This window comes from Pseudomonas sp. LAP_36 (genome assembly GCF_019456785.1).
Lineage (GTDB): Bacteria > Pseudomonadota > Gammaproteobacteria > Pseudomonadales > Pseudomonadaceae > Aquipseudomonas > Aquipseudomonas tritici.
Window position 1 is genome coordinate 699,351 of the sequence record NZ_JAHZMS010000002.1, and the last position, 19,027, is coordinate 718,377.

Sequence of the window (19,027 nt, forward strand, 5' to 3'; positions counted from 1 at the left end):
CGTTCACCGCAACCGAGTGGCAGCCGCCACAATCCCAGCCACGTCGATGTTATGCAAGGCGCGCGTCGGTTCCCGGGCGCCCGCGGCGGCGTATTCGCCATCGCCGATGCCCAGGCGAGTCAGCGCAATGCCCAGGCCGGCCTCGGCGAGCACTTCGGCGACCAGGCTGCCGACACCGCCATTGATGTTGTGTTCTTCGACAGTGATCACCGCGCGCGTGCCACGCAACGCGCTCAACAGCACATCACGCTGCAAGGGGCGGATCGACGACAGGTTGATCACCTGCGCCTCAATGCCCTGCTCCGCCAGCAACGCCGCCGCGTCGACCGCTTCGTGCACCACCGACCCCAAAGCGACGATGCTGAGGTCTGCACCCTGGCGCAGGATATCCACGTGCCCGGGTTTGAATTGGTAATCGGCGCCATGAACGTCGGGCAAGGCCTTGCCGTCGAGACGGATGTACACCGGCCCCTCATACCGCAGCGCGTAATCGACAATCTGCCGGCACTCGACGGCATCGGCAGGGGCAAAGATCTGCACATTGCCAAAGCCACGCATCACCGAAATATCGTCGAGGCTGTGGTGGGTACTGGCTAACGGGCCATAGCTGGTGCCGGCATTCAGACCGAACATCTTCACATTGGCCTGGTTGTAGCAGACGTCCACTTTGATCTGTTCATTGGCCCGCGAAATCAGGAACGGCGCCGCATTGCAGGTGGCGGCGATCTTGCCGCCCAATGCCAGCCCCGCCGCAACGCTGACCAGCGACTGCTCGGCAATGCCAACGTTGATCAGGCGCTCGGGAAAACGCTGCGCAAACGGCCCGATCTTGGCCGTGGAGGTGGAGTCGCTGACCACCGGCACCACGTCGAGCCCGGCATCGACGGCGGCAATAAAGGCGTCCACCATGACGCTCGCCAAATGTTCACTCGCCATGGTTCAACTCCTCCAGTGCTGCGTTGATTTCATCACCCTTGGGCACACGGTGGTGCCATTCGGGGCGAGCTTCGATAAACGACACGCCCTTGCCTTTGATGGTGTGGGCGATCAGCACCTGGGGCGCGCCGGTTTTGGTCTGCATGCTTTCCAAGGCTGCGATCAACTGGCCCACATCGTTGCCGTCGCACTCGCTGACGCTGAAGCCGAAGGCGGCCCATTTCACGTCCAGCGGGTCCAGCGGCATGATGTCGGCCGTCAGCCCCGCCAGCTGCAGCTTGTTTTTGTCGACGATCACAAACAGGTTATCCAGGCCGTATTTGGCCGCCGCCATCGCGGCTTCCCAGTTGGAGCCTTCGGCCAGCTCGCCGTCGCCGGTGAGTACGTAAATGCGCTTTTTGCTGCCGGACATCTTCGCCGCCAACGCCAGCCCCACCGCCACCGGCAGACCGTGGCCGAGGGCGCCGGTATTCAGTTCGATGCCGGGGGTTTTCTGGCGTACCGGGTGGCCGGGCAAGTGGGAATTGAAGTGTTGGTAGGTGGGCAACCACTCGGTGGGGATGTAGCCCGCCTGCGCCAGGCAGCAATACAAACCGCCGACGCCGTGGCCCTTGCTCTGGATGTAGATATCCCGCTCCGGGTCTTCGGTGCGCTCCGGACCGGTATTGAGGATGCGGAAGTACAGGGTGGCGAGGATGTCGGTTTCCGACAGGTCGGCCCCGGTGTGCCCGCCGGCCGGAGAGTCGGCATTCAGGCGGATCACGTGGCGCCGGATCAGGCGGGCCTGTTCTTTGATCTGGTGAGCGTCGTACTGGAAGGCATTCATGCAGCGGCTCCTGTGGGCTGACCACGCGAGGTGAAAGTGCCGAAAGCTGTGTTTGAATATTTATTCAGCAGTGACAATATATTTCTATTTAGACGCCGAACGCCCCGCAGGTCAAGTAAGCGGACGGTGGAAAAATGAAATAAAACCCGGAAAGATCCCTCGGACAAACGGCCAAAATCCCAGGCGCGCCACTCTATCCCGTGGCTTTGCGCCCGGTAAAAGCTGCGTTCTAGAGGCATACCTGAAAAATTAAGCGCTTGACTTTGACACGGTGGCACTGGAATCTGAATTAACAGTCAGGCACGCATAAATATTCAAGTCGCCTGAAAGCACTCCAAAAAAAATAAATCAGGAGAACACTGTGGACGCCAAAGCTATTGTCCAGCACCCGGCCGAACTCAAGCCGCCCCACCGCCCACGGCTGGTGAAACTGCTCCCCAGCAACATCGGCGGCCCGCTGATCGGCCTGGTGCTGCTGGTGCTGGTCTTCTCCTTCAGTTCGGAATTCTTCTTCTCTTTACGCAATGGCCTGAACATCCTTGATCAGGTCACGGTGCTGGGCATCCTGGCGATTGGCATGACCGCCGTGATCGTGATCGGCGGCATCGACCTGTCGGTAGGGTCGGTGCTGGCCTTCTCAATGATGATGCTCGGCTGGCTCTATCAGGATCAGGCCGTGCCGCTGGGCTTTGCGATTCCGATCTCGATCGCCACCGGCATGCTCGCCGGGCTGGTGTCGGGCGCGCTGATTACCTATGCCAAGTTGCCGCCATTCATTGCCACGCTGACCATGATGTCGGTGGCCCGTGGCCTGGCGAATATCCTCACCGAAGGCCGGCAGATTGTCGGCTACCCGGAGTGGTTTACCAATCTGGCCACGGTGCGGCATTTCGGTTTTCTCTCGGCGACGGTCGGGTTTTTCCTGGTGATGCTGGTAGTGGCCTGGGTGTTCCTGCGCTTTCGTGCCGGTGGCCGCAACCTTTACGCCATGGGCGGCAGCCCGGAAGTGGCGCGACTGTCGGGTATCAAGGTGCGCGCGATCACACTGTGGGTGTACGCCATCAGTGGCGCCCTCGCCGGTATCGCCGCCGTGACCCTGGCCGCGCGCCTCGATTCCTCGCAACCCAGTGCCGGCCTGAGCCTGGAACTGGACGCCATCGCCGCCGTGGTCATTGGCGGCGCCAGCCTTAACGGTGGCGTCGGCAGCATCGGCGGCACCCTGGTGGGCGTGTTGATCATTGGCGTGCTGCGCAATGGCCTCAACCTGCTGGGCGTTTCACCCTTTATTCAACAAGTGGTGATCGGCGTGGTCATCGCCCTCGCCGTGACCATCGACACCCTGCGACGCCGCTCCAGCACTGCCCGTTAAAACCTGTTCGACAGTTGACACCCTCCAACAATAAAACCAGGAGTCACCGACATGTTCAGCCCCAAGAAACTGCTGTTGGCCACCGCTCTCGCTGCCGCCACCCTCACCGCCGCCGGCACCACCTGGGCCAAGGACCTGACCATCGGCCTCGCCGTGGCCAACCTGCAGGCCGACTTCTTCAACCAGATCAAGCAATCGGTGGAAGCCGAGGGCAAGGCCAAGGGGATCAAGGTGATCACCGTGGACGCCCAGGGCAACTCGTCTACCCAGGTCAGCCAGATTGAAGACCTGATCACCCGCCAGATCGACGTGCTGATCTACATCCCTGCCGGTGCGACCGCCGCCGGTGTGCCAGTCAAAGCCGCCAAGGCCGCCGGCATCCCGGTGATCGCCGTCGACCGCAACGCCCCTGACGCGCCGGGCGATACCTTTATCGCCAGCGACAGCGTGGCAGGTGCCAAGACGCTGGCCGAATACGTCGGCAAGATCACCGACGGCAAGGGCCGCATCGCGATCCTGCAAGGCCAGCTCGGCACCACCCCTGAAAACGATAGAGCCAAAGGCTTCAAAGAAGGCTTGAAAGCCTTCCCGGACCTCAAAGTCGTCGCCCAGCAACCCGCCGAATGGGCCCAGGACAAAGGCTTCGCCGTGGCCCAGGACTTGCTCCAGCGTGACCCGAACATCACCGTGTTTTTCGGCCGTGCCGATGCCATGGCGTTGGGCGCTGCACAGGCAGTGAAAGTCGGCAACCTGGATCACAAGGTCGTGGTGGTTGGTTTTGACGGTGACGTCGCCGGGCTCAAGGCGGTGCAAAGCGGTGTGCTGAACGCGACTATGACCCAGCAGACGCAGAAGATGGGCCGCCTGGCGGTGGCGTCGGCGATTGACCTGAAGGCCGGCAAAGACGTGCCCAAGGAACAACTGCTGCCCACCGTGCTGACCACCAAAGACAACGTCGCGCCGTTCCTGCAACAGCACCCGTAAACCTTGGAGGTCGTCATGCGAGCAGCAGCTCTGGATAACACCGCCGAAGCGGTGTTGTGCCTGCGCAATATCAGCAAGGCCTACGGGCCGGTGCAGGTCCTGTCGCAGGTCAACGTGGACATTCGCCCCGGCGAAGTATTGGCCCTGCTCGGCGAGAACGGCGCGGGTAAATCCACCCTGTCGTCGATCATCGCCGGGCTTGTGCAGCCCGAAGCCGGCGGCAGCATGACCTGGCTCGGCGCGCCTTACGCACCGGGTTCGCCGGGGGCCGCGCTGAGCGCCGGGATCGGCCTGATCCATCAGGAAATCCGCCTGCTGCCGCAATTGTCGATCGCCGAAAACATCTTCGTCGGCCGCCTGCCCATGCGTTATGGGAAGGTGGACCGCGAATACATGGAAGCCCAGGCGCAGATCCAGTTGGAACGCCTGGGGCTCAAGGTGCCGGCGTCGCGCAAGGTCGAAGGCCTGAGCGTGGCGGCGCAGCAACTGGTGGAAATCGCCAAGGCGCTGACCCTCAAGGCGAGCCTGTTGATTCTCGATGAACCCACCGCGGCGTTGGGTGGGGAAGAGACCGAGCTGCTGTTCAAACAGGTGGAACGGCTCAAGGCTGAGGGGGTGTCGTTTATCTACATCAGCCATCGCCTGGAAGAAATCGCGCGTATTGCCGACCGCGTGCTGGTACTGCGTGACGGTCGCCAAATTGCCTTGCACGCCACGGCCCAGGTGCCGGTGCGTGAGTTGGTCGAGCAAATGGTCGGACGCAGCCTGGAGCGAATTTTCCCCGCGCTGCAACCGCCGCAGGACCAAGTGATGTTGCAGGTCAAGGATTTAAGCTGCCGTGAATTCGCCCTGCACGGCATCGATTTCAGCGTGCGCGCCGGTGAGGTATTCGGCATTGCCGGCGTGGTCGGCGCCGGGCGGACCGAACTGGTGCGCACCATTGCCGGCGCGGCCCAGGACATTCAGGGGCTTATGGTGCTGGATGGCGAGGTGCGTCAGTTGCGCTCGCCGTTCGAAGCCATCCAGGCCGGCGTGGTGCTGGTGCCCGAGGACCGCAAGCAGCAAGGCGTGGTGGTGGAACATCGCATCGAAGACAACCTGATCTATGGCAACACCGACCTGCTGGATAAACGCGGCTGGGTGTTCCCTGCCCCGCTGCGCGAATTCGCTCGCACGGCGGTGGCTCGACTCGGCGTGAAAGGCGCGCCGCAGTCGCGGATTTCCAGCCTGTCCGGCGGTAACCAGCAGAAAGTGATCATTGCCAAATGGCTGGCGCGTAATCCCAAGGTGTTCATTCTGGACGAGCCGACTCGAGGCATCGACGTGGGTGCGCGGGCGGCGATTTATGAGGTGATTGCAGACCTGGCGGCCAAGGGCATGGCGGTGATAGTGGTCAGTTCGGACCTGGATGAGGTGCTGGGATTGTCCCATCGCGTGATGGTGATGAGCCGGGGACGGCAGATGGGGATTCTGGAGCGTGGTGAAGCCACACCGGTGTCAGTGATGGAAATGGCCACCGCGTGAGCAAAGACAACACACATCAACTGTGGGATCTGGCTTGCCTGCGATGGCGGTGTACCAGCCACCGAAGAGGTGACTGAACGACCGCTATCGCAGGCAAGCCAGCTCCCACAGGGGTCCCACTGTGATTTCAACAATGGAGTATTTCATGCAGCTTTTTAGTCTTCAGGGCCAAGTCGCCTTTGTAACTGGCGCCGGCAGTGGCATCGGCCAAGCCATCGCCGTCGGCCTCGCCGAAGCCGGCGCCGATGTAGCCTGCTTCGATCTACCCGGCAGCCCGGGTATCGCCAGCACCGTCGAACGCATCCAAGCCCTCGGCCGTCGCGCCCTGGCCCTCAGCGGCACGGTCACCGAACGTGCCGCCCTGGATGCGGCCGTCGCCCACACCGAAAGCGAACTCGGCGAACTCAGCGTCGCCGTCAACTGTGCCGGCATCGCCAACGCCCAGGCTGCCGAAGACCTGGAACTGCAACGCTGGCAAACCACCCTCGACATCAACCTCACCGGCATCTTCCTCAGTTGCCAGGCCCAGGCCGCGGTGATGTTGCCGCGTGGCAAAGGCGCCATCGTCAATATCGCCTCCATGTCCGGTAGCATCGTCAACCGTGGCCTGTTGCAGGCGCACTACAACACCTCCAAGGCTGGGGTGATCCACCTGAGCAAAAGCCTGGCGATGGAATGGGCCGACAAGGGCTTGCGCGTGAACTGCATCAGCCCCGGCTACACCGCCACGCCGATGAACTCGCGGCCGGAAGTGGCCGACCAGGTGAAGATATTTGAACAGACCACGCCCATGGGCCGCATGGCCAGCGTGGAAGAAATGGTTGGCCCGGCGATCTTCCTGGTGAGCCAGGCGTCGTCTTTCTGCACCGGTGTCGACCTGTTGGTCGATGGCGGCTTTGTGTGCTGGTAGGAGTTCATCATGTCGCAACGATTCAGCGGTAAAACCATCGTCATCACCGGCGCCTGCCGTGGCATCGGCGCCGGCATTGCCGAGCGCTTCGCCCAAGAGGGCGCCAACCTGGTACTGGCCTCCAACGACCTGGAACGCGTGACCTTTACCGCCAACCAGCTCGCCCAGGAATACAACGTGGACACCCTGGCCCTGGGCATCGACGTCACAGACGAAAGCGACATCGAAAAGCTCTACCGCGAAGGCCATGCCCGCTTTGGCAGCATCGACGTGTCGGTGCAGAACGCCGGCATCATCACCATCGACCACTACGACACCATGCCCCGCGCCGACTTCGACAAGGTGCTACAGGTCAACACTACCGGCGTGTGGCTGGGGTGCCGGGAAGCGGCCAAGTACATGGTCAAACAAGGCAGCGGACGGCTGATCAACACGTCATCCGGCCAGGGCCGCCAGGGGTTTATCTACACGCCGCACTACGCCGCGAGCAAAATGGGCGTGATCGGCATCACCCAGAGCCTGGCGCTGGAGTTGGCGCGGCACAACATCACGGTGAATGCGTTCTGCCCCGGCATCATCGAAAGCGAGATGTGGGACTACAACGACCGCGTCTGGGGCGAGATTCTCAGCACCGACGAAAAGCGCTACGGCAAGGGGGAGTTGATGGCCGAATGGGTCAAGAACATCCCGTTGCGCCGCGCCGGCAAACCCTCGGATGTCGCGGGGTTGGTGGCGTTCCTGGCGTCCGATGACGCGGCTTACCTGACCGGCCAGGCGATCAATATCGACGGCGGCCTGATCATGTCGTAAGGGTTTGGTATCCTCACCCGCATTGATGTCATCACTGAGGCCTTCATGAGCCAGATCGAAGAACAGCGCCTGATCACCAAGATCGCGAGCCTCTATTACGAAGAAGGGCTCAAGCAATCCGAGATTTCCGCACAGTTGGACTTGTCGCAGTCCTTTATCAGCCGCGCCCTGCGTCGGGCGCTGCAGGAAGGCGTGGTGAAGATCAGCGTGATGCGCCTGCAGGGCCTTCACCTGGAGCTGGAAACCCAATTGCAGCGCCGCTACGGCGTGCGCCAGGTGATCGTGGTGGAAGCCACCGAGCCCGGTAACGATGAAAGCATCAAGCAGGCCATCGGTTCAGCGGCCGCGCATTACCTGGAAACCAGCCTGTCGCCCCAGGACCATATCGGTATTTCGTCGTGGAGCAGCACCATTCGCGCCATGGTTGGCCACTTGCATGCGCAGCCGGGCAAACAGGCAGCCCAGGAAGTGGTACAACTGTTGGGCGGCGTCGGCCATAAGGGCGCGTTTGAAGCCACCCTGCTCACCCAGCGCCTGGCCACCCTGCTCAACTGCCCGGCGTTTTTGCTGCCGTCGCAAAGCATCGAGCAATCAGTGCAAAGCAAGCAGCGCATCATGCAGATGGAAGAGGTCAAGGAGGTGCTGCAACGCTTTGACAGCATCACCCTGGCGATTGTCGGCATCGGCGACCTGGAACCGTCGCAACTGCTGCGCAACAGCGGTAACTACTACACCGAAGACATGCTGCGCCTGCTGGCCGAGCGCGGTGCCGTGGGTGACATCTGCCTGCGCTATTTCGATGCCCAGGGCAAGCCGGTACTGGAGGAAGACGAAGAATTCGTAGTGTCGGTGGCCCTGCCCAAATTGCGCTCGATCCACCGCGTGCTCGGCCTGGCCGGCGGGTTGAACAAGGTCCAGGCGATTCGCGGCGCGCTCGAGGGCGGCTACCTGGACATCCTGATCACCGACCTGGATACCGCACAGGCCTTGAATCACTAAACTCATTAGGGAGATCGACCGCTCATGACATCCAAGCTCGAACAACTCAAGCAGTTCACCACGGTGGTCTGCGACACGGGCGACCTTGAGGCTATCAGCCGTCTGAAACCGGTCGACGCCACCACCAACCCGTCGCTGCTGCTCAAAGCCTCGGCTATCGCACACTACGGCGACATCCTGCGTCACTCGGTCGACCTGTCCAAGGGTGACCTGGGCCTGGCCTGCGACCAGTTTTCGGTGGCAGTAGGCTGCGGCATCCTCAAGGCCATTCCAGGTCGCATCTCGACCGAAGTCGACGCGCGCCTGTCGTTTGACGAAGACGCGCTGTGGGCCAAGGCCAACCAGCTCATCGAGCTGTATGACAAAGCCGGTGTCGGCCGCGACCGTGTACTGATCAAACTGGCTTCTACCTGGGAAGGCATTCGAACCGCCGAGCGCCTGGAAAAGGCCGGTATCCAGACCAACCTCACGTTGTTGTTTTCGTTTGCCCAGGCGGCGGCGTGCGCCGATGCCGGGGTGTTCCTGATTTCACCTTTCGTCGGCCGCATATACGACTGGTACCGCAAGAGCACGGGCCTGGACTACACCGGCGCTGAAGACCCGGGCGTGCAGTCGGTGACGCGGATCTACAACTACTACAAGGCCAACGGCATCAAGACTGTGGTCATGGGCGCCAGCTTTCGTACCCTCAGCCAGATAGAGGAATTGGCCGGGTGCGATCGCCTGACCATCAGCCCCGAATTGCTGCAAAAACTTGATGAAGACCACGGCCCGCTGGAGCGCAAGTTGGTACCGGGGGCGACGGGCGAGCCGCGCCAGACCATCGACGAGGCGCAATTTCGCTGGGCTTCCAACGAAGATGCGATGGCTACCGAGAAGCTGGCCGAAGGCATTCGCCAGTTTGCGCGGGATCAGGAGAAGCTTGAGGCGGTATTGGCTGCGCTGTGATGACGCTGTCTACTTTTGGTCCGGTGGCAACCTGATAGCCGCCCGAACCCTATCAGGTGTAAATCGATCAAAATGTGGGAGCTGGCTTGCCTGCGATGGCGGTTTGTAGGGCGGCCATGTGTTGTGGTTGGAATGAGTACATATCCGTTATTTAGGTGATGGCTAATATAGGTTTCGCCCTTACGGCGAGTCACTTTGCAAAAGCGGCAAAGTAACCAAAACGCTCTTGCCCCACCACTCGGCACCTCGCCCAGGCTCGGTGTGCCCTCACTCCGGCTTGAATCCGTGGGCCGCCGCGATGGGCCATCCTTGGCCCAGCGCGGCTAACCCGGCGTCCTGCCGGGTTACCCACGGATTCAAGCCTGCGTTCGGCCAGCGTGGTTGACGGGGCTCCTGAGATCAACATCAAAAACAGATCAAAAGCCAAGGCCAACGCCAAAGCCAACACTGCCGAAAGCTAAGTCTGTACCGATTTTCTCAAACGTATAAGGTGTCAACTCGGCTTTTGCTCGCCCAGCGTGCGAGCTGCCAACGCTCCCAACACTCCGCCAACAATTGGCGCCACCCAGAACAACCATAGCTGCGCCATGTATTCGCCCCCGGCAAACAACGCCGGTCCGGTGCTGCGCGCCGGGTTCACCGACGTATTGGTCACCGGGATCAGCACCAGGTGAATCAACGTCAGCGCCAGGCCGATGGCAATCGGCGCAAAGCCAGGCACAGCGCCCGGTGCGGTCACGCGCATGATGATGAATACGAAGAAAAACGTGGCGATCAGTTCGGCCAGCAAAGCGGCCTTCATGTCGAAGAGGCCTGGGCTCAATGGGCCATACCCGTTGGCGGCAAAACCACCCACTGCGAAATCAGGCTGCCCGCTGGCAATCAGGTACAACGCCGCAGCGGCGACGATCGCTGCGCTGACCTGCGCCGCGATGTACGGCAGCACATCACCCGCAGGAATGCGGCGCCCTGCCCATAGGCCAATGGTCACCGCCGGGTTGAAATGCCCGCCGGAGATGCCGCCGACCGCGTAGGCCATGGTCAATACAGTGAGACCAAACGCCAGCGAAACGCCCACAAAGCCAATGCCCAAGCCGGGGAAGGCAGCCGCCAGAATGGCGCTGCCACAGCCGCCGAACGTCAGCCAGAAAGTGCCGATAAACTCGGCGGTCAAACGCTTTTGCACAGTGGACTCCATTGCTGCTCAAGTGCCGTCACCACAGGCCGTGGGCGGTCCTGGGCGACGGTAGCAATGGGTATCAAAATACTGTGTAAGACTTGTCTGGAGTTCTAGCCCCTGAACACGTTGCTTCTGAAGCACGCCGGCCCTTTGTATAAAACCCGCTTACAACTAACCAGCTGTTCCCCTTCCCTGACTGCACTAGCATTGCCGCCGACTAAGTCAATGGCGTACATTTGCTATGATTTTCATTGAAACTGCGGTTTTCACCCGGCGTGTAACGGAGCTCATGAATCACGACGCCTACCTGGGTTTGCAGGTAGCGTTGATGTTCAATCCGTGCGTTGGAGATGTGATCGAAGGAACGGGCGGCATCCGAAAGCTGCGTATTGCTTCAAAAGGTCACGGCAAACGAGGCGGCGCCAGAGTGATTTACTACCACTTTGTAACGGCTTCAAAAATTGCGTTATTAATGATCTATCCAAAAAACGAACAGCAAGACCTGACTAACGATGAACGCAAAGCACTGAAAGCCGTCATCGAACACTGGAGATAACCATGAGCAAATTCTTCGATGAGCTGATGGAAAGCGTGCAACAGATGGACGAAATCGTCCGAGGCGAGCGCAAGCCCTCTCGCGAATTCATTGTTGACGCGCTTCAAGTCAAACAAATCCGTAAGGCAACGGGCCTGACTCAAGCCAAATTCGCAGCCATCATCGATGTTCAAATCGGCACGCTACGTAATTGGGAACAGGGGCGACGCGAACCAACAGGGCCAGCAAAGGCGCTGTTGAGGGCCATTCACAATGACCCGGTCCATGTGTTGAATGCGTTGGCCCTTTAACCCAACGGTGGCTGGCGCGAGAGTTTGATTCAGGCTCCCGCCACACCCTGCCCAAACTTGCGAATCGCCAAGCAATACCCAATCAACGCCACCGCCGCCAGCAACCCGCCCGCCGCGCCGATCCAGGCGAAGCCGAACTGGCTGCCGACCCAGCTGCCCATCAGTGCGCCGCCGCCGATGCCGATGTTGTAGATGCCGGAGAACATCGCCATGGCCACGTCGGTGGCATCCGGTGCCAGCACCAGCACTTTGGACTGCATGGCAAGGCCAAAGCCCATGATCGCCATGCCCCAGAAAATGCTCAGCACCACCAGGTAGGATTCCGCGCCGCTCAACGGCAGCAGCAGCGCCAGGCACGCGGCCAGGATAAATACCGCGCCGACAACGAATACATGCGGGTTGAAGCGGTGCACCAGGCTGAACAGCAGAGAGCCGATGATGCCCGCGCCGCCGAATACCAGCAGGATCAGGGTCACCGCACTGCCGCTCATGCCGGCCACGCCTTCGACGAAGGGTTCGATGTAGCTGTAGGCGGTGAATTGCGCGGTGACGGTCATCGCGGTGAGCACATAAAGCGCCACCAGCGCCGGGCGCTTGAACAGCAGCGGCAGGCTGCGCAGGGAGCCGGAGTTCTGGCTCGGCAATAGCGGCAAGGTGCGCGCCAGCCAGAACACCAGTGCGGCAGCGAAGGCGCCGATCACCAGGAACGTGGTGCGCCAGCCCATGGCTTCGCCGAGCAGGCGACCCAGGGGAATGCCCAGGACCATGGCCAGGGACGTACCGGTAGCCAACAGGCCGAGGGCTTGCACCTGCTTGCCTTCCGGCGCCAAGCGAACGGCCAACGATGCGGTGATCGACCAGAACAAGGCATGGGACAAGGCAATGCCAATGCGACTGAGCATCAGGAGGCCGAAGCTGTTAGCGACGCTGGAAAGGATGTGGCTGACAATAAACATGCAGAACAGCACGATCAGCAGCTTGCGCCGTTCGATGTTGCGGGTCAGCAGCATCACCGGCAGGGAGGTCAGGGACACGATCCAGGCGTAGATCGTGAGCATCAGGCCGACGCTGGACACCGGCATGTCGAAGCTGGCGCCGATGGCACTGAGCAGCCCAACGGGCACGAATTCGGTGGTATTGAACACAAAGGCGGCCAACGCGAGGGCGATGACCGGTTGCCAATTGGTTTGGGGGGTTGCGGCTGAAATGCTCATTGAACGGCGCGGTACTCTGACGGTGATCGAGCGGCCACCCAGGACAAGCGCCGCCGCCGAGCATTCTATAGGTTTCTGGCCCCGCTGTTGACGCGGATCGTCGCCTAAGGGGGTCAGGGCGACGTCAGGATGATCACTTAGTTACACGCCTGGACTCGGCACAGCCGTTCAACTCAATGACCGTGCCCCTGTGCGCATTTGTCGCACATCCGGGCTCGACGACACTGCCCACGGTTTGCGCCGCGCCGCACGCCCCGCCCAGACGCACAACAGGCCGGTAAGCAGCGAAATACCTTTAGTGCTCATGCCGACACGCCTTACTGGGCTCTTACCACTAAGTTGTCTGGCCGGGCGTTTATTTAGCTTACTCGGCAAAGGCTGTGACGTAGATCAAGGATCCACCTGCCCCATCAATTCCGGAATGCTTTCCGGGCGCTTGGCATAACGCTGGGCCAATGCCGCACAGACCATCAACTGGATCTGGTGAAACAGCATCAGCGGCAGGATCAGCACCCCCATGGTCGCCCCGGCGAACAGCACCTGCGCCATCGGCACGCCGGTCGCGAGGCTCTTCTTCGAGCCGCAGAACAGAATGGTGATGCGGTCTTCCTGGTTAAAGCCGAAGGCCTTGCCCAGCACCGCCGACGCCACCAACACCAAGGCCAGCAACACGCAGCACGCCACCACCAGCCCGCCCAGTTCCCACAGCGGGATCTGGTGCCAGATGCCTTCGTTGACCGCTTCGCTGAACGCGCCGTACACCACCAGCAGGATCGAGCCTTGGTCGACGAATTTCAGCCAGGATTTATTGCGCCCCACCCACTCGCCGATCCAGCGACGCGCGATCTGCCCGGCGATGAACGGCAGCAGCAATTGCACGCTGATTTTCAGGATTGCGTCGACGGTCGAGCCGCCGTCACCGTGCACGTTGAGCAGCAATGTCACCAACAGCGGCGTGAGGAAGATGCCAAACAGGCTGGAGGCCGCCGCACTGCAAATCGCCGCCGGGATATTGCCGCGTGCCAGGGACGTGAAGGCAATCGCCGACTGCACCGTAGCCGGCAGAGCGCAGAGGTAAAGCATGCCCATGTACAGGTCGTTGCCGATCATTGGCGACAACAGCGGCTTGAGCGCCAGGCCCAGCAGCGGGAACAGCACGAAGGTCAGGCTGAACACCAGCAGGTGCAGGCGCCAATGACCGGCGCCGGCAACAATGGCCTGGCGCGACAGCTTGGCGCCGTGCAGGAAAAACAGCAGTGCTATAGCCAGGTTGGTGACCCAGCCGAAGGCCACGGCGGTCTGGCCGCTGGCGGGCAACAGGGAGGCGAGGATCACCGTGGCGATCAGCGTCAGGGTGAAGTTGTCGGGCACGAAACGCGGGCGAGTCATAAGCAGGATCTTCCAGGGGTTGCCAAGAGCGTCACCGCGACTCTAACGTAACGGCTTATTACCGACTAACGCCAATGAGCCAGTAAATGCCGCCTAAAGGACATGAAAAGACCGTCCGCCGCAGTGTCCCTGGGCTTTCCAGCCTGCCACGGCCGGTGTATGGGCGCACCGAATCGCTGCCCAACCGTGCGCTGACCCGCCGACACAGCCACCCTTGGGTGCAATTGTCCTACGCGATTTCCGGGGTGCTGGAGATCCAGACCAGCGTCGGCCGTTTCGTGGCGCCGCCACAGCGCGCTGTGTGGATACCAGCGGGAATGCCGCACCGGGTGTTCAGCTCGCCCCACACAGAAATGCGCAGTCTGTACCTCGACTGCAGCGTCACGGCCTGGGCGGCTGAGCGCTGTCATGTGCTGGAAGTGAGCAATTTACTGCGCGAGTTGATCCGCAGCTTCAGCGAACTCCCGGTGGAATACGCTGAGGACGGGCCGGATGGGCGTTTGGCGCAAGTGGTGCTGGATCAATTGGCAGCGGCGCCGCAGGTCGATTTGATGTTACCGCTGCCGCTGGACCCGCGCTTGCGGCAGATCTATCGCAGTTTGAACCTGCACCCGGAGCAGCAGACAACGTTGGGCCAGTGGAGCCAAAAGCTGGACGTGAGTGAGAAGACGTTGAGCCGGTTGTTTTTGAGGGATACCGGGCTGACGTTTCGCGCATGGCGCCAGCGCTTGCGGTTGCTCACCGCCCTGCCCGCCCTGGAGCAAGGCGAGCGGGTAACGGATGTGGCGTTGGGGTGTGGGTATGAGTCGACGTCGGCGTTTATCAATGCGTTTCGGCAGCAGTTTGACGCCACGCCCGGTGAGTTTTTCCGCTGACCGCTCAAACACTGCAGATCCCACATTGGAGGTCAGCTGCCGTTACCACTGTGGGCTTCTTCGAAGAAGTAGTCCTTCCAGCTGTCGGCCTTGTTTTTCAGCACGCCGAGTTCCTGCAGTTTTTCAGCATAGATATAGGTTCGCTGCGGCACGATGGTGAAGTCGATTTCCGGGTCCTGGACGATCTTCTCCACCAGGTCCAACGGCAACTTCGACTGCTCTACCCGAATGTACGTCTTGGCCGCCGCCGGTTTATCAGCCTTGATGATGTGTTCGGCTTCGGCCAGCGCGGCATAGAACGCCTTGTAGGTCTTGGGGTTTTCGTCGTGGAATTTCTGCGTGGTGTACAGCACGTTGAACGTCGCCTGCCCACCGAGGATGTCGTAGGAACTGAGCACCTTGTGCACATTCGGATTGAGCAATTCCTGATACTGGAACGGCGGGCTGGAAAAGTGCGAGTTGATCTCCGAGCCACCGGCAATCAATGCGGCAGTCGCGTCGGGGTGCGCCAGGCTGATGGAGATGTCATCAAACTTCTTGTAGTTGGCATCGCCGAACTGCTTGGCCGTCTCGATCTGCAAGGTCCGCGACTGGAAACCCACGCCAGCGGCGGGCACGGCGATGCGGTCTTTTTCGCTGAAGTCCTTGAGGGTCTTCACGTTGGGGTTGTTGGTCAGCAGGTAGTTGGGCATCGAACCGAGCGAAGCGATGGCCTTGACGTTCTGCTTGCCCTTGGTGCGGTCCCACAGGGTGAGCATCGGCGGCACGCCCGCGGAAACCACGTCCAGCGCGCCGGCCAGCAGCGATTCGTTCATCGCCGTGGCGCCGGAAATACTGTTCCACTCCACTTGGATATCCAGGCCCTGCTCCTTGCCATGCTTCTCGATCAGGTACTGGTCACGCACCACGTCGAGGATCAGGTAGCCGATGCCGAATTGCTGGGCAATGCTGATCTTGCCCTCAGCCTGGGCACCGGGGCTGAGCAAAGTGCTTGCGGCAGCCAGCGAGGCAGCCAGAAGGGTCAAAGAGGAGCGCTTGAGGGTCATGGGGATCTGCCGCACTTTTGAGAAGGTGAACGAGGGTAGCCACGATTTTTAAGACGGGAAAAGAATATCGAGATCTATTGTTATGCAAATAACCCACAAACAGCCGCTCGGCTGCTATTGTGCCGCGCTTTGAAAAACCGCCGAACCTGCGAGGAAATGGACGTTGAACACTGACGAAAAAATGACCGGGGACCTGTTCGAGGTGGATAAGCGCCTGTCACTCAAACCCGTGGTGGACTTCAACGCCTACCTGCGCAGTGCTTTCGGCGAAGGCCCGTGCAGCTGCATCCGCTGCACCGCCAGCCAGGGTGATGAAACCGGCTACGCGTTCCAGCACACCTTCACTTTTGACGGTAAACCTACCCACCGCCGCTTCGCCACCACCGCCGGCAGTGATGTGTTGCAGGCACTGAAGAAAGCCTGGTTGTCGTACACCAAGGCCGAGTTGCCGTTGAGCGGCGTACTGGCGCTGGAGACGGTGAAGGAGTTTGTCGAGCCACAATTGCATAAACGCCTGGCACCGCTGTTTTTGGCCAGTGAGTTGGTCAAGGATGTCGAGGGGGAGTTGCTGGTTCAGCCACAGGCGGCGTGATCTTGAAATCACCGCACGACAATAGGTGGGAGCTGGCTTGTCGAATCGTCGCACCGCTACGATAGCGGCGGGTCAGCAAAGCACTTGTAAACTGACAGTCCGCTATCGCAGCATAAGTATCTACACATCTTGGGGGAACCCTCTGCGTAGCAGCTGTCGAGCCCTGGCGAGGCTGCGTTTGCGGGCTGTCTGACACACCGCTGACGCAGCCTCGCCAGGGCTCGACAGCTGCTACGCAATTTCACGTTGAAGATGTGTAGATACTTATGGCTATCGCAGCGGTTCGACGATTCGACAAGCCAGCTCCCACATTTGAGCTGCGACGTTCTCAAATACCCGCCGATGGCAATTCCCGATAGCTCAATAATCGATGATCTGCGTACCGGCAATCGTCTGGGCAAAGCCCACGCCGAACAGCTTTGCAGGTGTTTCGAAGCCGGCCCGGCGCTCACCGCCGAGTACCCGGCGCGCGGCTTCGACGGCTGCCAGTGGGGTGTAGCTGTAGCCGTTGACGGTCTCGATGACCGAACGCGCCACCGAACCATCGGCACCCATAACTTCGGCCACGGCGAGGGCGCGATGGGCGTCACGCTGTGCCTGGGTGGGGCCATCGGGCAGCAGCGACAGGTCGCCTTCGGGAAAGGCTTCGCCAGTGATGTGCACGAACATGGCGATATTCGGAATAGCGCTGGAATGCCAGGCCGTCACTAGGTCGCCAAACGACAAGGGCGCGCACAGCGCCGGGCCATCGCCAAAGTCCAGGTACTGCGGTTGCGCGTCCGGCGTGGCGACCAGTTGGCCGTCGATCCGCGCCATCACGCCGGCACCGATGATCTCGCCGACACTCATGGCCGACCCACGGGACATGGCGCCGGGCACCTGCAGAGCGATTTTTATCGACTGCGGCTGCTGCACACGGCGGGCAACATGCAGGGCCAGGCAGTCGGTGGGCACCACGTCCCAGCCCACACCGGGCAGCAGCATCACCTGCACTCCAGCCCCGAGTTGCTCGGCCAAGCGGTACACGTTGATTTCGGCGGTGATGTCCAGGTAGTCGGTGCCATTGGCGATGCACGCACGCATCAGGGCTCCGGCGGTCTGGGCGAAAGGGCCGGCGAAATTGAGCAGGACGTCAATCCCTTCCAACTGGGCGGCATCTGGCGTGAATACGCGGTAAGGCGCGTCCAGCTCAGCCGCCAGGGAAGCCAGGCGTTCGACGTTGCGGCCGGCCAGCACCAGGTTGAGTCCGAGTGTTTTCGCGTGTTGCGCCGCCATGCGTCCGGTGTAGCCGGTGGCGCCGTAGATCATCAGGGTTTTCATGAGGTGTGCTGCCAGCTCTTGTAGACGAATTCGAGGCTGTAGCCGTCCGGGTCAAGGACATTGGCCGCGTAGTAGTTGGGGTCGTAATGCAGGCGTGCACCCGGCGCGCCGTTGTCGGTGGCGCCGTTCGCCAAGGCGGCGGCGTAGGCTTTTTCCACCTCAGCGCGATTATTGGCGACAAAGCCCACATGCACAGCTCGCCCTTCCACCACGCCTTCGCGCAACCAGAAAAATATCCGGCCATTGGCGCCAAAGCCCTTCAAGTCCGGGTGGCCGGGTGGGCCGTCTTTGCCGTCGTAGTCATGCCGCGCAGTGATGCCGAGGGGCGTCAGGGTGGCTGCGTAGAAACGAATGGAGCGCTCGATATCACTCACCGAAATAAACAGATGATCCAGCATGGTGGGGTCTCCCGACTCAGATGATGTAGCCGCCCGCGACTTCAAGGGTCTGGGCATTAATCCAGCGGCCTTCTTCCGATAGCAACAGGGCGATTACCCGTGCCACGTCTTCCGGTTCGCCTACACGGCCAAGGGCGGTTTGCCCGGCCAGTTGGGCTTCGAACTCGTCGTTCAAGCCGCCGCCCAGTTCGGTGCGGATCGCGCCGGGGGACACGGCGTTGGCGCGGATACGCCGCTCGCCGAACTCCTTGGCCATGTAGCGGGTGAGCACATCCAGGCCGCCCTTGAAAGCGGCGTAAGGTGCGACGCCAGCCGTAGCGACGCGGGTGGTGGCGCTGGTGAGGTTGACGATGCTGGCGTGTTCTTCCAGCAGCGGCAGCAAGGTTTGGGTCAGGAAAAACGGCCCCTTGAGGTGCACGTTGAACAGGCCGTCGAATTGCGCCTCGGTCACCGATTCAAGGGGGTTGAACAGGCCGTAGCCCGCGTTGTTCACCAGGCCGCTCAGGGTGCTTACGCCCCAAGTGGCTTGCAGGGCGTGCGCCACGGCATCGTGGAATGCAGCGAAAGTGCTGACGGCGGCAACGTCCAATTGCAGCGCCACGGCTTTACCGCCTTCAGCCACTATGCGCTTGACCACCGCCTGCGCCGCATCCGGGTTGCTGTTGTAAGTAAGGATCACGCCGTGCCCCTGGCGCGCACACAATTGGGCGGTACTGGCACCGATCCCGCGGCTGCCTCCGGTAATTACGATGACGCTCATGGCCTGCTCCAGTGCTAAAAAGTTGAGTGACCACAGTAGCCATCACCCCACGCCTCCACGCAGCCGTTCCTACTCCAATCCTGCCTGTTTCTGCTTTTTGC

General features: G+C 61.2%; 21 protein-coding genes. 11 read left to right on the forward strand and 10 right to left on the reverse strand.

From position 1 onward, the window contains the following. Nucleotides 1–3 precede the first annotated feature (3 nt). Nucleotides 4–936 carry a transketolase family protein gene (locus JBO08_RS08805; protein WP_065872140.1) on the reverse strand — a complete coding sequence of 311 codons (933 nt, stop codon included), beginning with the start codon at nt 934–936 and terminating at the stop codon, nt 4–6. Continuing rightward, nucleotides 926–1,762 (reverse strand): transketolase, encoded by an 837-nt coding sequence (locus tag JBO08_RS08810; RefSeq protein WP_065872139.1) that lies wholly within the window; start codon nt 1,760–1,762, stop codon nt 926–928. The genes JBO08_RS08805 and JBO08_RS08810 overlap by 11 nt, the downstream gene beginning before the upstream one ends. Before the next feature lie 361 nt (nt 1,763–2,123). On the opposite strand from JBO08_RS08810, the gene JBO08_RS08815 reads away from it, so the two are divergent. The 7 genes from JBO08_RS08815 to tal all read left to right on the forward strand — a co-directional run bounded on the left by JBO08_RS08815 (nt 2,124) and on the right by tal (nt 9,306). Further along, on the forward strand, nt 2,124–3,131 hold the full coding sequence (locus JBO08_RS08815; RefSeq protein WP_049712752.1) for an ABC transporter permease: 1,008 nt from the start codon (nt 2,124–2,126) through the stop codon (nt 3,129–3,131). Between the two features lie 51 nt (nt 3,132–3,182). Next, a complete protein-coding gene (locus JBO08_RS08820; protein ID WP_220074169.1) occupies nt 3,183–4,115 on the forward strand; it encodes a sugar ABC transporter substrate-binding protein in 933 nt (310 codons plus the stop codon). Between the two features lie 15 nt (nt 4,116–4,130). Beyond that, nucleotides 4,131–5,639: a sugar ABC transporter ATP-binding protein gene (locus JBO08_RS08825; RefSeq protein WP_065881951.1), complete on the forward strand. Its 1,509-nt coding sequence runs from the start codon at nt 4,131–4,133 to the stop codon at nt 5,637–5,639. 145 nt (nt 5,640–5,784) lie between these two features. Continuing rightward, nucleotides 5,785–6,549 (forward strand): SDR family oxidoreductase, encoded by a 765-nt coding sequence (locus tag JBO08_RS08830; protein ID WP_065881949.1) that lies wholly within the window; start codon nt 5,785–5,787, stop codon nt 6,547–6,549. A 9-nt stretch (nt 6,550–6,558) separates the two neighbouring features. After that, nucleotides 6,559–7,359, forward strand: a complete 801-nt coding sequence (locus tag JBO08_RS08835) for an SDR family oxidoreductase (protein ID WP_065872135.1) — start codon at nt 6,559–6,561, stop codon at nt 7,357–7,359. A 45-nt stretch (nt 7,360–7,404) separates the two neighbouring features. Next, nucleotides 7,405–8,358, forward strand: a complete 954-nt coding sequence (locus JBO08_RS08840) for a sugar-binding transcriptional regulator (RefSeq protein ID WP_065872134.1) — start codon at nt 7,405–7,407, stop codon at nt 8,356–8,358. Nucleotides 8,359–8,382: 24 nt separating this feature from the next. After that, entirely contained in the window at nt 8,383–9,306 is a 924-nt protein-coding gene (gene tal / locus JBO08_RS08845; protein ID WP_220074168.1) for a transaldolase, read from the forward strand. A gap of 493 nt (nt 9,307–9,799) precedes the next feature. Here tal and aqpZ read toward each other — a convergent pair whose 3' ends face one another. Continuing rightward, a complete protein-coding gene (gene aqpZ, locus JBO08_RS08850) occupies nt 9,800–10,504 on the reverse strand; it encodes an aquaporin Z (RefSeq protein WP_065872132.1) in 705 nt (234 codons plus the stop codon). A 223-nt stretch (nt 10,505–10,727) separates the two neighbouring features. On the opposite strand from aqpZ, the gene JBO08_RS08855 reads away from it, so the two are divergent. Continuing rightward, entirely contained in the window at nt 10,728–11,042 is a 315-nt protein-coding gene (locus tag JBO08_RS08855; RefSeq protein WP_065872131.1) for a type II toxin-antitoxin system RelE/ParE family toxin, read from the forward strand. Between the two features lie 2 nt (nt 11,043–11,044). Then, on the forward strand, nt 11,045–11,332 hold the full coding sequence (gene nadS / locus JBO08_RS08860) for a NadS family protein (RefSeq protein WP_049712743.1): 288 nt from the start codon (nt 11,045–11,047) through the stop codon (nt 11,330–11,332). A 29-nt stretch (nt 11,333–11,361) separates the two neighbouring features. On the opposite strand, the gene JBO08_RS08865 is transcribed toward nadS, so the two are convergent. The 3 genes from JBO08_RS08865 to JBO08_RS08875 all read right to left on the reverse strand — a co-directional run bounded on the left by JBO08_RS08865 (nt 11,362) and on the right by JBO08_RS08875 (nt 13,935). Next, nucleotides 11,362–12,546: a sugar transporter gene (locus JBO08_RS08865; protein ID WP_065872129.1), complete on the reverse strand. Its 1,185-nt coding sequence runs from the start codon at nt 12,544–12,546 to the stop codon at nt 11,362–11,364. Between the two features lie 168 nt (nt 12,547–12,714). Next, nucleotides 12,715–12,852 carry a hypothetical protein gene (locus JBO08_RS08870; protein ID WP_175406751.1) on the reverse strand — a complete coding sequence of 46 codons (138 nt, stop codon included), beginning with the start codon at nt 12,850–12,852 and terminating at the stop codon, nt 12,715–12,717. An 84-nt stretch (nt 12,853–12,936) separates the two neighbouring features. Then, entirely contained in the window at nt 12,937–13,935 is a 999-nt protein-coding gene (locus tag JBO08_RS08875) for a bile acid:sodium symporter family protein (RefSeq protein WP_065872128.1), read from the reverse strand. Between the two features lie 86 nt (nt 13,936–14,021). On the opposite strand from JBO08_RS08875, the gene JBO08_RS08880 reads away from it, so the two are divergent. Further along, nucleotides 14,022–14,810, forward strand: coding sequence for a helix-turn-helix domain-containing protein (locus tag JBO08_RS08880; RefSeq protein WP_065872127.1), 789 nt, complete (start codon nt 14,022–14,024; stop codon nt 14,808–14,810). A gap of 32 nt (nt 14,811–14,842) precedes the next feature. On the opposite strand, the gene JBO08_RS08885 is transcribed toward JBO08_RS08880, so the two are convergent. Beyond that, nucleotides 14,843–15,856 carry an ABC transporter substrate-binding protein gene (locus JBO08_RS08885; RefSeq protein ID WP_065881945.1) on the reverse strand — a complete coding sequence of 338 codons (1,014 nt, stop codon included), beginning with the start codon at nt 15,854–15,856 and terminating at the stop codon, nt 14,843–14,845. Nucleotides 15,857–16,019: 163 nt separating this feature from the next. Between JBO08_RS08885 and JBO08_RS08890 the strand changes: the two genes are divergently transcribed. Beyond that, nucleotides 16,020–16,448, forward strand: a complete 429-nt coding sequence (locus JBO08_RS08890) for a hypothetical protein (protein ID WP_065872125.1) — start codon at nt 16,020–16,022, stop codon at nt 16,446–16,448. Between the two features lie 360 nt (nt 16,449–16,808). Here JBO08_RS08890 and JBO08_RS08895 read toward each other — a convergent pair whose 3' ends face one another. Genes JBO08_RS08895 through JBO08_RS08905 form a run of 3 tightly spaced genes read right to left on the reverse strand, consistent with a single transcriptional unit; the run spans nt 16,809 to nt 18,926 of the window. Beyond that, the gene (locus JBO08_RS08895) at nt 16,809–17,768 is read right to left on the reverse strand and encodes a trans-acting enoyl reductase family protein (protein WP_065872124.1); all 960 of its coding nucleotides are present in this window, start codon (nt 17,766–17,768) and stop codon (nt 16,809–16,811) included. Then, entirely contained in the window at nt 17,765–18,166 is a 402-nt protein-coding gene (locus JBO08_RS08900) for a VOC family protein (RefSeq protein WP_065881941.1), read from the reverse strand. Before JBO08_RS08900 ends, JBO08_RS08895 begins: the two co-directional genes overlap by 4 nt. A 16-nt stretch (nt 18,167–18,182) precedes the next feature. Then, entirely contained in the window at nt 18,183–18,926 is a 744-nt protein-coding gene (locus JBO08_RS08905; RefSeq protein ID WP_065872122.1) for an SDR family NAD(P)-dependent oxidoreductase, read from the reverse strand. Nucleotides 18,927–19,027: the final 101 nt, after the last annotated feature.

Bases quoted from the DNA above. Each gene is read 5' to 3' on its own strand.
- JBO08_RS08805 (WP_065872140.1), bottom strand. From the start codon at position 936: ATGGCGAGTGAACATTTGGCGAGCGTCATGGTGGACGCCTTTATTGCC.
- JBO08_RS08810 (WP_065872139.1), bottom strand. From the start codon at position 1,762: ATGAATGCCTTCCAGTACGACGCTCACCAGATCAAAGAACAGGCCCGC.
- JBO08_RS08820 (WP_220074169.1), top strand. From the start codon at position 3,183: ATGTTCAGCCCCAAGAAACTGCTGTTGGCCACCGCTCTCGCTGCCGCC.
- JBO08_RS08825 (WP_065881951.1), top strand. From the start codon at position 4,131: ATGCGAGCAGCAGCTCTGGATAACACCGCCGAAGCGGTGTTGTGCCTG.
- JBO08_RS08830 (WP_065881949.1), top strand. From the start codon at position 5,785: ATGCAGCTTTTTAGTCTTCAGGGCCAAGTCGCCTTTGTAACTGGCGCC.
- JBO08_RS08835 (WP_065872135.1), top strand. From the start codon at position 6,559: ATGTCGCAACGATTCAGCGGTAAAACCATCGTCATCACCGGCGCCTGC.
- JBO08_RS08840 (WP_065872134.1), top strand. From the start codon at position 7,405: ATGAGCCAGATCGAAGAACAGCGCCTGATCACCAAGATCGCGAGCCTC.
- tal (WP_220074168.1), top strand. From the start codon at position 8,383: ATGACATCCAAGCTCGAACAACTCAAGCAGTTCACCACGGTGGTCTGC.
- aqpZ (WP_065872132.1), bottom strand. From the start codon at position 10,504: ATGGAGTCCACTGTGCAAAAGCGTTTGACCGCCGAGTTTATCGGCACT.
- JBO08_RS08855 (WP_065872131.1), top strand. From the start codon at position 10,728: ATGATTTTCATTGAAACTGCGGTTTTCACCCGGCGTGTAACGGAGCTC.
- nadS (WP_049712743.1), top strand. From the start codon at position 11,045: ATGAGCAAATTCTTCGATGAGCTGATGGAAAGCGTGCAACAGATGGAC.
- JBO08_RS08865 (WP_065872129.1), bottom strand. From the start codon at position 12,546: ATGAGCATTTCAGCCGCAACCCCCCAAACCAATTGGCAACCGGTCATC.
- JBO08_RS08870 (WP_175406751.1), bottom strand. From the start codon at position 12,852: ATGAGCACTAAAGGTATTTCGCTGCTTACCGGCCTGTTGTGCGTCTGG.
- JBO08_RS08875 (WP_065872128.1), bottom strand. From the start codon at position 13,935: ATGACTCGCCCGCGTTTCGTGCCCGACAACTTCACCCTGACGCTGATC.
- JBO08_RS08880 (WP_065872127.1), top strand. From the start codon at position 14,022: ATGCCGCCTAAAGGACATGAAAAGACCGTCCGCCGCAGTGTCCCTGGG.
- JBO08_RS08885 (WP_065881945.1), bottom strand. From the start codon at position 15,856: ATGACCCTCAAGCGCTCCTCTTTGACCCTTCTGGCTGCCTCGCTGGCT.
- JBO08_RS08895 (WP_065872124.1), bottom strand. From the start codon at position 17,768: ATGAAAACCCTGATGATCTACGGCGCCACCGGCTACACCGGACGCATG.
- JBO08_RS08900 (WP_065881941.1), bottom strand. From the start codon at position 18,166: ATGCTGGATCATCTGTTTATTTCGGTGAGTGATATCGAGCGCTCCATT.
- JBO08_RS08905 (WP_065872122.1), bottom strand. From the start codon at position 18,926: ATGAGCGTCATCGTAATTACCGGAGGCAGCCGCGGGATCGGTGCCAGT.